Genomic DNA, 14919 nt, shown 5'->3' on the forward strand with positions numbered 1-14919 from the left:
CCGCCTCAACCATCGAGCTCAGGCGAACAGCGACTGGCCGACGTACTCCCCCGGGCCGATGCCGGGCGGAACGGCGAACAGCGCCGAGCCGGTCACCTTGAGGTACTCCATCAGGGCGTCCGACTTCGCCATCGTGTTCTGGATCGGGATGAAGTGCGTGTCCGGGTCGGTCACGTAGGCGATGAAGAACAGCCCGGCGTCGAGGCCGCCGATGGGGTTGGAGCCGTCGACGAAGTTGTAGCCGCGCCGCAGCATCCGGGCCCCGTTGTTGAAGTCCGGGTGGACGAGCCGGATGTGCGAGTCGTCCGGGATGATGTGGCCGGTGCTGCCGGGCATCGTGAAGTCCGGCTCGGTGAACTCGGTGCCGCCGGACAGTGGGGCGCCGGTGTCCTTGGTGCGGCCGATGAAGTCCTCCTGGTCGCCCAGGGTCTGCCGGTCCCAGATCTCGATGTTCATGTTGAAGCGGCGCGCCACCAGGTAGGAGCCGCCGGCGAGCCACTCGGCCCGCGGGTCCGCGCCCGAGGCGACCCAGACGTGCTCCTCGACGTCCTTGGTCTCCTCGGACTTGATGTTGGCGGTGCCGTCCTTGAAGCCGAAGAGGTTGCGCGGCGTCGACTGCGAGGTCGAGGTCGTGGACGTGCGGCCGAACCCGAGCTGCGACCAGCGCACCGCGACCGTGCCGAAGCCGATGCGGGCCAGGTTGCGGATCGCGTGCACCGCGACCTGCGGGTCGTCGGCGCAGGCCTGGACGCAGAGGTCGCCGTACGACTTCTCGGGGTCGAGCACGTCGGCCGGGAAGTGCGGCAGCGTGCGTAGTGCCTTCGGCTGGCGGTCCGCGAGCCCGAAGCGGTCCTTGCCGTCGTCGTCGCGGAAGAGCCCAGGACCGAACCCGAAGGTGATGGTCAGCCCGCTCGCGGACAGCCCGATCGCCTCGCCGGTGTCGTCGGGCGGCAGGTTGGTCGAGCCCTCGGTGGGGCCGATCTCGCCGGCCGACAGACCCCGGACCATCCGGTCCGCCGCCTCGGTCCAGGCCTTGAGCAGCGCGATCAGCTGCGCGCGCGAGCCGGTGGTGACGTCGAAGGCGGCGAAGTGCAGACGGTCCTGGGCCGGCGTGGTGATGCCGGCCTGGTGCTTGCCGCGGAACGCGTAGGCGTCGCGCGGGTCGGCGGGCGGGCTGCCGTCGGCAGCGGTCGCCCGGCCCGCAGCGAACGCGCCCGCCGCGAGGCCGGCGGCGGCGACGCCGCCACCGACCAGTCCGCGTCGAGAGATCTCGCTCAGGACAGCACCGCCGCCGTGAGCTGGGACAGGGGCTCGGACAGCGCGTTGACGGCGTTGGCGAGGTCCTGGACCTGGTCGGGCGTCAGGTCGTCGTAGAACGTGAAGCCGGTGTCCGTCTTGTGCGCGTCGAGCAGCTTCTGGAGGTCGGCGAACCGGGTCGTGAGCGTCTTGGCGAGCTCCGGGTTGCTCTGCTCGACGATCGGCTTCACGCCCTCGAAGCCCACACGCGCGCCGTCGACGTTGGCCTGGAAGTCCCACAGGTCGGTGTGCGACCAGTACTCCTCCTCGCCGGTGACCTTGCCCGCGGCGACCTCCTCGAGCAGCCCGCGAGAGCCGTTCGCGATCTGGTCGACGGTGTAGTCGAGGCCCTGGACGCGCTTGTCGAGGGTGGTGATGTTCTTCATCAGGTCGTCAGCGTAGAACGCGCGCTGCTTGGCCGTGAGCGGGGTGTAGTCCTCCGCGAGCTCGGGCCACAGGTCCTTCTCGATGCGGTGCCAGCCGGTCCACTTCTGGCCGGGCTCGAGGTCTGCCTCGCGGGCGTCCGTCTTCGGGTCGAGGTCGCCGAAGGACTCGGCCACGGTCTCGATCCGCTCCCAGTGGGTCCGCGCCTCGGGGTAGAGCGTGCGCGCCGCGTCGTCGTCGCCCGACTTGTAGTCGTCGACGAACTCCTGGGTCTTGGCCACCAGCTGGTCGGACTGGTCCTGCACGTACGCCGAGTAGTTGGTCAGCGCGGTGTCGACGAGCTGCTGGTCGTCCGCGGAGACCGAGGGCTCGTCGCCGGACTTGGTGACGGTGAAGTCGGCGCGGATGCCGTCGCCCTTCATGCCCGGCTTGCAGGCCGTGGTGTAGGTGCCGGCGGGCGCGTTGACCACGAGCTGGCGAGACAGCTGCGGGCCGACGTTCTCGACCTCGCCCACGATGCGCAGACCGTCCTCGCCGAGCAGGTAGAACTCGGTGACCTGCGAGCCGTCGTTGGTGACGTCGAAGGTGAGGGCGCCGGAGGGCACCTTCGCTGCCGAGACCTTGCACTCGTCGTCGGTCGAGGTGACCGACACGGTGCGGGCGTCGCCCGAGTCGCCGCCGGAGTCCTTGGCGTTCTCGGTGCAGGCTGCCAGGAACGGCGCGGTGACCAGCAGGGCGGCCACGATGAGGGGCTTGCGCATCGGTGTCTCGGATCCTTCGTACGGGGTCAGTTGCTGACGGTGGCGGGAGCGGGCGGGGAGGTGCGGCGGCGGGCGCCGCGGATGAAGAGGAACATCACGGGCACGACGTAGAGGACCCAGACGGTCGCCTCGAGCACGGTCGTGGCCGGCGAGAAGTTGAAGATGCCCTTGAGCAGGGTGGCGTACCAGGTGGTGGGGTCGATCGTGTCCGAGACGTCCCACGCGAGGTTGTGCAGGCCGGGCAGGACGCCGGCCTCCTGGAGGTCGTGGACGCCGTACGACAGGACGCCGCCGGCGACCAGGATCAGGAAGCCGCCGGTCCAGGTGAAGAAGGTGCTCAGGTTGATCGAGATCGCACCGCGGTAGAGGAGGTACGCCAGGACCACGGCCGTGGCGATGCCGAGCGCGGCACCGACCAGCGGTTGCCAGGTGGAGTCGGTGTCGCGGGAGACCGCCTCGGTCGCCGACCACAGGAAGAGCGCGGTCTCCAGGCCCTCGCGGCCGACCGCGAAGATCGCGACCAGGACCAGGCCCCACCACGGCCCCTCGACGGCGTCGTCGATCTGGCCGCGCAGCTCACCGCTCAGCGAGCGGGCGGCGCGGGCCATCCAGAAGATCATCCAGGTGACGAAGCAGACCGCCACGATCGACAGCGTGCCGCCGATAGTCTCCTGGGCCTCGAACGTCAGGCCGCGCGGGCCGTAGAACAGGGCGAAGCCGAAGCCGAGCGAGACCAGGACCGCGACGGCGACGCCGGCCCAGATCCGGGGCATCAGGTCGCGGCGGTCGATCTTGACCAGGTAGGCGACCAGGATGCTGACCACCAGGGCCGCCTCGAGGCCCTCACGCAGGCCGATCAGGTAGTTCGCGAGCACAAGCGGCGATCGTACGCCTGTCGGTTAGGTTTGCCTAACCAACATCCGTTTTCTCACCCGCCCGGTCAGGTTGTCGGCAGGCTCAGACCGGGCAGCCGTCGGGACCGCACGCCTCCGCGTCGCCGCCCGTCATCTGGAGCACGGGGTGCGACTCGGACCAGGCCTGGTCGAGCAGCTGGCTGAAGACGGTGGCCGGCTGGGCGCCGGAGACGCCGTACTTCTGGTCGACGACGAAGAACGGCACGCCGGTCGCGCCGTACGCGCGGGCCTGGGCGATGTCGGCGGCGACGGCGTCGGCGTACTCGTCGCCCTCGAGGACCTCGCGGACCCGGCCGGAGTCGAGGCCCACGCGCTGGGCGGTCGAGGCGAGCACGTCGTGGTCGCCGACGTCGGCGGCACCCTCGAAGTACGCCGAGAGCAGCGCCTCCTTCAGCTCGCGCTGCAGCGCCGGCCCGCCGGTCTCGAGCGCGAGGTGCAGCAGGCGGTGGGCGTCGATCGTGTTGGTGTGCACGGTCTCGAAGAGCCGGAAGGCCAGGCCCTCCTCGGCCGCGAGTTCGATGAGCTGCTGCTGCATGTCGCGCATCTCGTCCTCGCTGCGCCCGTACTTGCGGGCGATCACCCCGGTCGACAGCTCATGGCCGTGGTGCGGCGCGGTCGGGTCCAGCTCGAAGGAGCGGTAGACGACCTCGACGTCGTCGGCGTGCTCGAAGGTGGACAGGGCCGTCTCCAGCCGGCGCTTGCCGACGAAGCACCACGGGCAGACGACGTCGCTCCAGATCTCGATCTTCACGCTGGGGCAACGCCGTCCGGCCCGCCGATATTTCCCGTCAGTGTGTGACGGGCTCCATGTCGTCCTCGGGCAGCTCGACCTCGCCGATCATCTCCTCGATCTGCTCGGTCGGGAGCGCGACCGCCATCGCCCAGTAGTAGATGAGCAGGCTCCACGCCGCCACGACCAGGGCGTCCCAGCCGAACGGGATCAGCGCGTCGTCGCCCTCGGGGCCGAAGTCGCTGATGAAGACGATGACGCCCATGCCCACGAGGTAGGGGATCAGCCAGGACGCCGCCTTCCAGTCGAGCGTCGGCTTGTGCTCGTTGAGCCGGAGGACCCGGTTGCCGACGAGGATCGCGTAGCCGATCAGGATGGAGACGCCGAGCTTCCAGATGGTGTCCCAGCCGGTCCACAGGATGATCAGGTTGGCGATCACGAAGGCCAGCGGGCAGAGCACGGCCGCCATCGGCAGCCGGTAGGGCCGGTCCGCGTCCGGGAGGCGACGCCGGAAGGCGCCGAGCGAGAGCGGCGCGCCGCCGTACATCAGCACCGACGCGCTGGTGATCAGCCCGACCAGCGACTGCCAGCTCGGGAAGGGCAGGAAGCAGATGCAGCCGGTGACGAACGCGGCGATCAGACCGGCCCACGGGACGTTGCGCTTGTTGGTCCACTCGAAGACGGCCGGTACGTAGCCGTTGCGGGCCAGGCCGTACGCGAGGCGCGAGGAGCCGGTCGTGTAGATCAGGCCGGTGCCGGCCGGGCTGATGATCGCGTCGACGTAGATGATCGCGGCCAGCCAGCCGATCGAGAGCAGTGTGGCGATCTCGGCGAAGGGACCGGTGAAGGTCGTGTAGAGGCCGTCCCCCGTCTGGTCCCACGTGTCGCCGATGGCGCTGGCAGGCAGCGCGAAGAGGAAGACGACCTGCAGCAGGATGTAGAGGATCGTGCCGAAGATGACCGAGCCGATGATCGCGAACGGTACGTCGCGCTTGGGGTTGCTCGACTCGCCGGCGAGCTGGTCGGCCTGCTCGAAGCCGAGGTAGCTGAAGATGATGCCGCCGGTCGAGACCGCGGCGAAGATGCCCTTGAGGCCCTCGGGGGCGAAGCCGTTGGCGGCGGTCAGGTTGCCGGTGTCGAAGTTCGCGATCGCCAGCACCAGGATGGTGAGCAGCGGGATCGCGATCTTCCACCAGGTCGCCGCGCTGTTGGTCGTCGCGAGGCGCTTGACGCCCAGGAAGTTGATGGCGGTGAGGATCGCCATCAGGATGATCGCGACGATGATGCCGGTCGCGCTGAGGACCTGGGTCTCGGGGTTGATCCAGCCGTCCGCGAAGCCGTAGTGCCCGGCGTACGTCAGCATCGCCGAGACCTCGATCGGGGCGACCGTCGCCGCGTTCAGCCAGGCGAACCAGCCGAACGACGCACCCGCGACGCCGCCGAAGGCGTAGTGCGGGAAGCGGGCGGTGCCGCCGGAGACGGGGTACATGCCGCCGAGCTCGGCGTGCACGAGCGCCAGGACGACGATCGCCACCCCACCGATCAGCCACGAGATGATCGCGGCCGGGCCGGCGGCGATGAGGGCCTCCTGCGGGCCGAAGAGCCAGCCGGACCCGATGATCGAGCCCATCGAGGCCCACATCAGGCCGATCAGCCCGACCTCACGGAGCAGCTTGGTGTTGCGCTGCTTGGCGGGTGGGGACTCCTGCGTCGCGGTCATGCTCGGTCGCACCTCCTGCGGCGCCGCGACCCCCTCCCGAGCGGAGGAGTGCTGCGCGCCGCGGAGATCCGTACCCACTTCGTCCCGGACCTGCACCTGTCCGCCCGATTCAGTTTCCGATATCGTATATAGTCATACGAAATCAGCTCTGGGGGTGCAGGTGGCTATCGGGCACGGCGGCGCGCCGATGACGATCGCGGGCGGGATCCGGGAGTTCGCCCGAGCCACCCCCGACGCGACGGCGGTCATCGACGGCGACCGCACGCTGACGTTCGCGGCGCTCGACGAGCGCGCCAGCCGGCTGGGCAACCACCTCCTGGCGCGCGGCCTGCGTCCCGGCGAGCGGGTGGCGGTGCTCCTGGGCAACCGGCTCGAGTACCCCGAGGTCGCCGCCGGGATCGCCAAGGCCGGCCTCGTCATGGTGCCGCTCAACCCGCGCCTGACGCCGGCGGAGAGCCTCTTCATCCTCGAGCACTCCGGCGCCCGCGCGATCGTCCTCGACGGCGCGCTCGCGGCGGTCGCCGGCGACCACGGCCTGCTCGCGACCACCATCGACGGCGACTACGAGGCAGCCCTCGAGAACGCCGACCCTCGCGACCCCGACGTACGCGTCGACGAGCTCGACCCGTTCTGCATCGCCTACACCTCCGGCACGACCGGTCGGCCCAAGGGCGTGCTGATCTCGCACCGCAGCCGGGCGCTCACCTTCTACCTGAGCGCCCTCGAGTGGGGCCTCGGCCCGGGACGTACGTCGGCCGCCGTGGCGCCGATGTACCACGGCGCCGGCTTCGCGTTCGGCTACGCGCCCGTCTTCTGCGGCGGCACGGTGACGATGCTGCGGACCTGGGACCCCGAGGCGTTCCTGGCCCTGCTCGAGCGCGACCGCGTGCAGTCCACGTTCCTGGTCCCGACCCACGCCCAGATGCTGCGCGCCCTCGGCGAGGGTGCGGTCGCGCGGCACGACCTGTCGGCGCTCGACACCCTCTACTTCAACGCCGCCGCGCTGCCCTGGCCGCTCAAGCAGTGGGTGATGTCGGAGTTCCCGCAGTGCGGCATCCACGAGCTGTACGGCTCGACCGAGGCCGGGATCATCACCAACCTGCGGCCGGTCGACCAGGACCGCAAGCCCGGCTCCGTCGGCCACGGGTGGTTCCTCACCGAGCTGCGCGTGGTCGACGACGCGGGCAACCCGGTGCCGCCCGGCGAGCCCGGCGAGCTCTTCAGCCGCTCGCCGTTCCTGATGAACGGCTACCACGACGACCCCGAGGCGACCGCCGCCTGCACGACCGACGACGGCTTCATGACCTGCGGCGACGTCGTGGTCCGGGACGACGAGGGCTACGTGCACATCGTCGACCGCAAGAAGGACCTGATCATCTCCGGCGGGGTGAACGTCTACCCCCGCGAGATCGAGGACGTGCTCCTCCAGCACGCCAGCGTCCTCGACGTCGCCGTCGTCGGCACCCCCAGCAGCACCTGGGGCGAGGAGGTCGCGGCGTACGTCGTGCTGCGCACCCGCCCGGCAGACGGGGTCCTCGACGACTCCTGCCGCGCCGAGCTGGAGGCGCACTGCCGCGACCGGCTCGCCGGCTACAAGATCCCCCGGCACTGGGCAGCACTCGACGCGCTGCCCCGCAACGCCGGCGGCAAGGTCCTCAAGCGCGAGCTGCGCGACCGACCCACCCCATCCACGAAGGAGCTGTAGTGCGACCGCATGTCGAGCTGATCCAGGAAGACGACTACGTCTGGCACGGTGCCGAGCTGCCCGGCGGCGAGGGCCGCGCGAGCGAGCGCCGCCTGTCGGTCGACGAGGAGGACGGCTCCTCGTCGCTCCGCATCGACTTCCACACCGACTGGGGTCGCGGTCCCGGCATCCACCACGCCAACACCGAGTACTACGTCGTCGAGGGCGAGATCGACTACGGCGGCCGGCGGATCGGCAAGGGCGGCTACGTCTACGCGCCGAAGGGCGTGCCGATCGACTACCTCAAGATCGCCGAGGGCACGAAGATCCTGCACTACCGCGAGTACGGCGATGCCGGGTTCGACCCGGTCGACCAGCTCGCCGGCGCCCAGCGCTGGGCCGACGCCCGCGAGGACGTCATCGTCATCGACTCCGAGGCCATGAAGTGGGACGCCGTCCCCAACCCCGGCCCGATGCCCGGCCTCTTCATCAAGTACCTCCACGTCGACCCGGTGAGCGGCTTCTACACCCGGCTCGTGCACGCGCAGGAGGGCTGGTCGGACCACCGCCTCGCCCACCACCCTTGCTACGAGGAGGCGTACACGACCCAGGGCCACATGGAGTACAACTTCGGCACCCTGGACCTCGGCACCTACTTCTTCCGTCCCGCGCGGGTGAAGCACGGCCACTTCACGACCATGGAGGGCGGCGCCACCTGGCTGCTGCGCTCGGACGGCGAGCTCGCCAACTGGTACACCCAGAACGAGTGGGTGCGCTGGGGCGGCGAGGGCGTCAACTACGGCCCCGACGGCCTCGACGAGTCCCCGCACCCGGCAGTCCGCTGGGCGCACTCGACGCACGACATGGCGACGCCGTGGCGCACCGACGAGGACATGCGACAGCTGACGGGCTCCTGGCAGTTCCAGAAGGACCAGGGTCAGTACGACGCCCCGGTCGCCCACCACGGCTCGGGCGCCAACAAGGCCGACATCGCGATCGCCAAGGCGCTGGACGCGTTCAACCTGCAGGGCGGCCACGGCGGTGGGCACGACCACGCGCACGGTGATCACGACCACTCGCACGACCACGACGACCACGGGCACTCGCACGAGCACTCGCACGAGCCGGCGGACGTCGACTGGGGCTGGAGCGGCCGCGACACCGAGCACGCCGACGAGCGCACGGACGCGCTGTCGCACAGCTGGGGTGCCGGCCGGAAGTGGCAGAAGGGCGACCCGATCCCGGCGCCGATCCTCTCGAGCCTGCCGGTCCGCAGCCGCTCCCGCGGCCGCTGGGACGGCGACGGGATGTGATGGAGCCGCTCCTGGCCCCCTGGGTCGCCGAGGGTGTCCACGGGTTCAACGGGCACAGCCTCGCGGTCTTCCTCCACGTCGCCCTCTTCGCCTACTGGCTGGGGGGCGACGTGGGGGTCTACTACGCGAGCCGCTACATCATCCAGAGCGACCTCGGGCCCGAGGCGCGGGCGGTGTCGACGAAGATCATGCACGCCACCGACATCGCGCCGCGCGTGTCGCTGGTGCTGATCCTGCCGAGCGGCATCACCCTGATGGCCGAGGGCCCGCTCGGCGACGAGTTCTTCGTCCACGGCTGGTGGCTGGTGGCCGTGTGGGCCGCGAGCCTGGCCTGGCTCACGGTCTCGGTCATCGACTACCGCGGCGGCGACACCGCCATCGCGCGCCTCTCGCAGCGGGCCGACCTGCTGGTCCGCTACGCGCTGAGCGCCGGGCTGGTCGCGGTCGGCCTCTACACGATGCTCGCCACCGACCCGTTCGGCGTCGACACGAACCCGAGGTGGCTGGGCGCCAAGGTCACGGCGTACGCCCTCTGCATCTTCTGCGGCGTGATGATCCGGCGTCAGCTCAAGCCCTTCGGCCCGGCGTTCGGCCAGCTCGTCACCTCGGGCTCGACCCCCGAGGTCGAGCGGGCGATCCTCGGCTCGATCCGGCGGTGCGAGCCGTGGGTCTACTCGATCTGGACGCTGGTGCTGGTCGCCGCGTTCCTCGGGGTGGTCAAGCCGGGCTCGACGGCCTTCTGACTCGCGGACCATCGGGGCATCCGGCCGCGTCCGTAGGCCCGGGGTCGTCGCCCTGCTCGGCTTTCCGGGGTTTCGAGACGGGCCCAGCGGCCCTCCTCAACCACCAGCCGCGACGTACGACGGGAGGGCGACGGTGAAGGTCGTCCCCTCGCCGAGCCGGGAGGCGACGTCGAGGCGGCCGCCGTGGCGCTCGACGACCGTGGCGACGATGGCCAGGCCGAGCCCGGTGCCGGGCTCGTTGAGCGCGTCCGGGTTCTCGGTGCGGTAGAAGGCACGGAAGATCCGGGCCTGGTCCTCCTCGGCGATGCCGAGCCCGTCGTCGGCGACCCGGACCTCGACGTCGTCGCCGCGCCGACGGGCCGAGAGGGTGACCGTGCCGCCGGACGGCGTGTACTTCACGGCATTGCTGACCAGGTTGGCGACCAGCTGGTCGAGCTCGGTCGGGTCTCCGGGCACGAGGAGCGGGTGGTCCTCGAGGTCCACCTCGATCGTGAGGCCCTTGGCGATCGCGGTGAGGTCGAGCAGGGTGACGACGTCGTCGGCCACCTCGCGCAGGTCGATCGGTACGGCGGCAAGCGGGTGCCGGGGGTGGCTCACCCGGGCCAGCAGCATCAGGTCGTCGACGACCTTCTGCATCCGGTCGGCGCCACGGCCCATCGCGTCCAGGAAGACCTTCGCCCGGTCGTCGAGACCGAGCCCGCCCACGATCTCCAGGTTGCCCGAGATCACGGTGAGCGGCGTGCGCAGCTCGTGCGACAGGGTCGCGAAGAGCTGGCTGCGGTAGTCGTCGATCTCCTTCAGCTCGCGCACCAGCGTCCGCTCCCGCTCCAGGGCGCGTGCGGTGAGCAGCGCGGCGCCGAGGTCGTGACCGATCTCGAGCGCCGACGCCTGGTCGACCGACGACCACACCGGGTGCGCGAAGTTGCGGGTCAGTACGAGCAGCCCCAGGCACTCGCTGCCGGCGCCGAGGGGTACGGCGAGCACCCGGTCCAGGTCCATCGTCGCGGCGAGCCCGACCGCCTCGCCGACGAGGCCCTCCGTCAGCGACGGCGGCGTCTCCAGCTCGGCGTCGTTGCCCATCACCAGGACCTGCTGCGCCGCCCAGAGCTGGGGCGCGATCTCGCGGGCGAGGGCGACGACCTCGTCGGCGACCTCCATGACCTCGCCCTCGCGGTTGCGGGCGTAGCCCCAGCTGCCGCCGTCCACCCCGAAGACCTCGGCCCACAGGCCGCTCGCCTGGAAGCCCTCGAGGAGCGGCTCGTGCGTCTGCTGGAGGACCGACTCGAGCGAGGCCTGGGCGGGCATCGCCGCGGCCCGGACCACCTGGCGCGCCGACTCCGCGTGGGCGACCTGACGCACCAGCTCCTCGCGCTCGAAGGCGGTCAGCACGGCGCGCTCGGCCTGCGCGGCGTACTTCTCGAGGAGGCTGCGCTGCGCGGCGTCCGGTCGCCGTCCGGAGACCGGCAGGTCCACGGAGAGCAGGCCGACCAGGCGGCCGTCGTCGTCGGAGAGCAGGCCGAGCAGGACGTTCTCGGGATGCCAGGCGTCCGGGTGCTCGTCCCGCTCGGGCGCCAGCTGCACCCAGTGCCCCTCGAGCTCGATGTGGTGCACGTCGGCGTCGAGGAACCGGAAGCGCCCCCAGCTCTCCGCCCGCTCCAGGACCGGCGCGATGACCTCGACCGGGTCGACGGCGTTCATCAGGAACTCGCGGTGCTCCTCGGGCCCCGCGTAGGCGACGGTCACCAGGTCGCCGTCCAGCGCGACCGAGAGCGTGGCGATCTCGAAGCCGATCAGCTCGGCCACCGACTCCACCATCAGCTGGAGCACCGCGCGCGCCGACGAGTCGGACCAGCCGGTGTGGTCCGAGTCGTTCGGCCGGAGCTCGTCGAACGCCACGCCACGAACCTATCGGTCCGCCGGCCTCTCCCCCAGACGCCGCCCCAGCAACCGGCCGAACACGAGCGCGGGCGTGAGCAGCATCCCGGAGCAGAAGCTGTTGCCGCAGGTCGCTCCGGCGCCGATCACCTCGCCGATGGCGAACAGTCCCGCGATCGGCGTCCCGCCCTCGTCGCGGACCGCGAAGGAGTCGTCGATGTCGAGGCCGTCGAAGGTGACGACCGCGATGCCCTGGTTGTGCAGCGCGTAGTACGGCGGCGCCGCGATCGGTGCGGGCAGGTGGGTCCGCCCGAAGGCGGCGTCGACGCCGCTGGCGACCGCCTCGTTGTACGCCGCGACGGACGCGACCAGCCCGTCCGGGTCGATGCCGGCGAGCACCGCCAGCTCCGGGAGTGAGTCGGCCGCGTGGACGCCCGGTCGCACGTTGGCGTGCCGGCGCAGGTCCTCGGGCCCCCACCCGAGCACGATCGGCGGCTCGACGACGCCGGCGCGGGACACGGCGTCCTCGTCGAGGACGGTCCAGAACACCTGGTCCGGGAGGGCGGTCAGGGCGCGCTCCTTGGCGTCGATCGACGGCTCGTCCTCGGCGATCCAGCGGCTGCCGGCGCGATCGACGTAGATCTCGCGCGGGGGCCGTTCGGTGGTGAGCAGCAGCCGCTCGGCCCAGTTGGCGCGGTGCGGTGTCTGGGGGTCCGGCATCCCGCCGAAGGTCGGCAGGTAGGTCCCGGCGCCCTGGATCCCGGCACCGACGCTGCGGCCGAGGTGGAGTCCATCGCCGGTCGAGGTGCGGGCGGCGACCGTGACCAGCGCGACGCCGTGCCGCTCGGCGAAGAGCTCGGCGTCGGCGCCGTACCCGCCCGTGGCCAGCACGACCGCGTCGGCCTCGACCGCGAGCTCGACCCCGTCGCGGTAGACCTCGGCACCGGTGACCCGGTCGCCGTCGCCGAGCAGCCCGGTCACGGGCGTGCCGGTCCAGACGGTGAGGTCGTGCGCCGCCCGGGCCTCGTCGAGCTCGACCTCGAGGACGTGGAGCACCGAGAGACCACCCTCGACGCCGTACACGGTGCGCGGGATCTCGTACGGCTCGTGGCCGTGGACGATCCGGGGCGTCTCGGGGTCGAACCGCATCCCGGCGGCCGCCAGCCACTCGACGACACCCGGCGCGTGCCGGACGGCCAGGTCGATCAGGTCGCGGCGACCGGTGCCGTTGCTGATCCGCTCGATGTCGGCGAGGTGGCGCTCGGGGTCGTCGTCGATGCCACGCGCCCGCTGCAGGCTGGTGCCGCCCGCGGACAGGTGGCCGCCGCTGAGGTGGAGGGTGCCGCCGAGGCGGCGGTCCTTCTCGACCAGGAGCACCCGCGCGCCGCCGCGGGCGGCCAGCGTCGCGCAGCTCAGACCGGCCGGGCCGGCGCCGACGACCAGTACGTCGTATCGGTGTTCCCGCACGGTCTAGATCATATACGATCTACCCGATGACTCCCTCCGACGGACCGCTGACCGGCCTCCGCGTCGTCGACGCCTCGACGATCCTGGCCGGCCCGCTGGCGTGCCAGATCCTCGGCGACTTCGGCGCCGAGGTGATCAAGATCGAGCACCCGACCGCCGGCGACGGCATGCGCGGTCACGGCCCGTCGCTCGACGGGACCCCGATCTGGTGGTCGGAGATCTCGCGCAACAAGCGCACGGTCGCGCTGAGCCTGTCGGAGCCCGCGGGCGCCGACGTGTTCCGCCGCCTGGTGGCGACCGCCGACGTCCTGGTGGAGAACTTCCGTCCCGGGACCCTGGAGCGCTGGGGCCTCTCCCCCGACCTGCTCCGGGAGCTCAATCCCGGCCTGGTCGTCGCCCGGATCACCGGCTTCGGCCAGGCCGGGCCGTACGCCGCCCGGGCCGGCTTCGGCACCCTCGCCGAGGCGATGAGCGGCTTCGCGCACCTCACCGGCCTGGAGGACGGGCCGCCGACGCTGCCCGCCTTCGGGCTCGCGGACTCGATCGCGGGGATCGCCGCGTCGTCGGCGATCTCGATGGCGCTGCTCCATCGCGAGCGCACCGGGCAGGGCCAGGTGATCGACCTGAGCCTGCTCGAGCCGATCATGACCGCGGTCGGTCCCGGCCCGTCCGTCTACGGCCTGACCGGCCAGGTCGGCCACCGGCACGGGAACCGCTCCACCAACAACAGCCCGCGCAACGCGTACGAGACCCGCGACGGCCACTGGGTCGCGATCTCGACCAGCGCCCAGGCGATCGCCGAGCGGGTGCTGGCGCTGGTCGGCCACCCCGAGGTGGTCGACGAGCCGTGGTTCGCCTCCGGCCACACCCGCGCGCAGCACGCCGACCTGCTCGACGGGTACGTCGGCGGGTGGATCGGCGCCCGCACCCGGGACGAGGTGGTCGCGGCGTTCACCGAGGCGGGGGCCGCCGTCGCCCCGGTCTACAGCGCCCGCGACCTGGTCGAGGACGAGCACGTCCGCGCCACGCAGATGCTCACCGAGGTCGACGACCCGGCGCTCGGAGAGGTCCTCCAGCACAACGTGATGTGGCGGATGTCGGGCACGCCCGGCCGCATCCGGTTCGCCGGCCGGCCGATCGGCGCCGACACCGACGACGTCCTCGACGAGCTCGGCGTGACCGCCGACGAACGCGACACCCTGCGCAGCAAGGAGATCATCACGTGACGCTCAGCCCCACCACGGAGGCCCTCCTCGACGCCGTCGCCGGCGGCGTCCGCGTGGTCGACCTCGGCCGGATGCTCACCGTCGGGATGCCGCAGTCGCCCAACCACCCGGCGTACTGGCACGCGCACCCGCGCCGCCACGGCGACATGGTGCGCGCGGACGGCGGCTCGGCCGCCAACGACATGATCACGATGGGCACCCACGTCGGCACCCACGTCGACGCGCTCTCGCACGTCTCCCAGGACGGGCGCCTGCACGACGGCCTCGGGATGATCGAGCTCGGGGTGCACACGATCGCGCCGATGGTGCGCCGCGGTGTGCTGCTCGACGTGCCCGGCGCGCTGGGGCTCGAGCGGCTCGAGGCCGGCCAGGAGATCACGCCGTCCGACCTCGCAGCGACGGCGGAGCGGCAGGGCGTCCGCATCGGGGCGGGCGACGTGGTGCTGGTGCGCAGCGGCTGGGGGCAGCACTTCGACGACGGGGACGGCGACACGTTCCGCGGCCTGAGCACCGGCGTGCCCGGCGTCTCCGAGGCCGGCGCGCGCTGGCTGGCGGAGCACGACGTGCACGCGGTCGGCGCCGACACCATCGCGTTCGAGCGGCTGGCCCCCGGCGCCGGGCACGGTCTGCTGCCCGCCCACCGGGTGCTGCTGGTCGAGCGCGGCATCTACATCGTCGAGACGATGGACCTGGAGGAGCTCGCGCGCGACGCGATCCACGAGTTCGTCTTCGTGCTCTCCCCGCTCGCCTTCTTCGGAGCGACCGGCTCGCCCGTCCGCCCGCTCGCCGTGGTCGGCGCATGAGCA

General features: G+C 71.6%; 12 protein-coding genes. 5 read left to right on the forward strand and 7 right to left on the reverse strand.

The genetic code is table 11. The features are described from left to right. Positions 1-18 precede the first annotated feature (18 nt). The 5 genes from efeB to ASC77_RS05175 all read right to left on the reverse strand — a co-directional run bounded on the left by efeB (position 19) and on the right by ASC77_RS05175 (position 5805). Positions 19-1278: an iron uptake transporter deferrochelatase/peroxidase subunit gene (gene efeB, locus ASC77_RS05155; RefSeq protein ID WP_056149928.1), complete on the reverse strand. Its 1260-nt coding sequence runs from the start codon at positions 1276-1278 to the stop codon at positions 19-21. Next, entirely contained in the window at positions 1275-2441 is a 1167-nt protein-coding gene (gene efeO, locus ASC77_RS05160) for an iron uptake system protein EfeO (RefSeq protein WP_056149420.1), read from the reverse strand. Before efeO ends, efeB begins: the two co-directional genes overlap by 4 nt. Positions 2442-2467: 26 nt before the next feature. After that, positions 2468-3316 (reverse strand): iron uptake transporter permease EfeU, encoded by an 849-nt coding sequence (efeU, locus tag ASC77_RS05165; RefSeq protein ID WP_056149422.1) that lies wholly within the window; start codon positions 3314-3316, stop codon positions 2468-2470. Positions 3317-3398: 82 nt separating this feature from the next. Beyond that, complete coding sequence (locus tag ASC77_RS05170) at positions 3399-4106, reverse strand: DsbA family oxidoreductase (RefSeq protein ID WP_056149424.1); 708 nt, start codon at positions 4104-4106, stop codon at positions 3399-3401. Positions 4107-4143: 37 nt separating this feature from the next. After that, positions 4144-5805 carry an APC family permease gene (locus tag ASC77_RS05175; protein ID WP_056149428.1) on the reverse strand — a complete coding sequence of 554 codons (1662 nt, stop codon included), beginning with the start codon at positions 5803-5805 and terminating at the stop codon, positions 4144-4146. A 160-nt stretch (positions 5806-5965) separates the two neighbouring features. Between ASC77_RS05175 and ASC77_RS05180 the strand changes: the two genes are divergently transcribed. Genes ASC77_RS05180 through ASC77_RS05190 form a run of 3 tightly spaced genes read left to right on the forward strand, consistent with a single transcriptional unit; the run spans position 5966 to position 9545 of the window. Next, entirely contained in the window at positions 5966-7510 is a 1545-nt protein-coding gene (locus tag ASC77_RS05180; RefSeq protein WP_200944889.1) for a class I adenylate-forming enzyme family protein, read from the forward strand. Continuing rightward, positions 7510-8802 carry a DUF4437 domain-containing protein gene (locus tag ASC77_RS05185; RefSeq protein WP_056149431.1) on the forward strand — a complete coding sequence of 431 codons (1293 nt, stop codon included), beginning with the start codon at positions 7510-7512 and terminating at the stop codon, positions 8800-8802. Before ASC77_RS05180 ends, ASC77_RS05185 begins: the two co-directional genes overlap by 1 nt. Next, positions 8802-9545 carry a hypothetical protein gene (locus ASC77_RS05190; RefSeq protein ID WP_200944890.1) on the forward strand — a complete coding sequence of 248 codons (744 nt, stop codon included), beginning with the start codon at positions 8802-8804 and terminating at the stop codon, positions 9543-9545. Before ASC77_RS05185 ends, ASC77_RS05190 begins: the two co-directional genes overlap by 1 nt. A gap of 96 nt (positions 9546-9641) precedes the next feature. Here the strand turns inward: ASC77_RS05190 and ASC77_RS05195 are convergent, their stop codons facing one another. Further along, on the reverse strand, positions 9642-11441 hold the full coding sequence (locus ASC77_RS05195) for a sensor histidine kinase (RefSeq protein ID WP_056149433.1): 1800 nt from the start codon (positions 11439-11441) through the stop codon (positions 9642-9644). 9 nt (positions 11442-11450) lie between these two features. Continuing rightward, complete coding sequence (locus ASC77_RS05200; RefSeq protein ID WP_056149435.1) at positions 11451-12887, reverse strand: FAD-dependent oxidoreductase; 1437 nt, start codon at positions 12885-12887, stop codon at positions 11451-11453. A 26-nt stretch (positions 12888-12913) separates the two neighbouring features. On the opposite strand from ASC77_RS05200, the gene ASC77_RS05205 reads away from it, so the two are divergent. Continuing rightward, positions 12914-14113 carry a CaiB/BaiF CoA transferase family protein gene (locus ASC77_RS05205; protein WP_056149437.1) on the forward strand — a complete coding sequence of 400 codons (1200 nt, stop codon included), beginning with the start codon at positions 12914-12916 and terminating at the stop codon, positions 14111-14113. Continuing rightward, complete coding sequence (locus tag ASC77_RS05210) at positions 14110-14916, forward strand: cyclase family protein (RefSeq protein WP_056149439.1); 807 nt, start codon at positions 14110-14112, stop codon at positions 14914-14916. The genes ASC77_RS05205 and ASC77_RS05210 overlap by 4 nt, the downstream gene beginning before the upstream one ends. Positions 14917-14919 lie beyond the last annotated feature (3 nt).

It is taken from the genome of Nocardioides sp. Root1257 (genome assembly GCF_001425175.1).
Taxonomy (GTDB): domain Bacteria; phylum Actinomycetota; class Actinomycetes; order Propionibacteriales; family Nocardioidaceae; genus Nocardioides.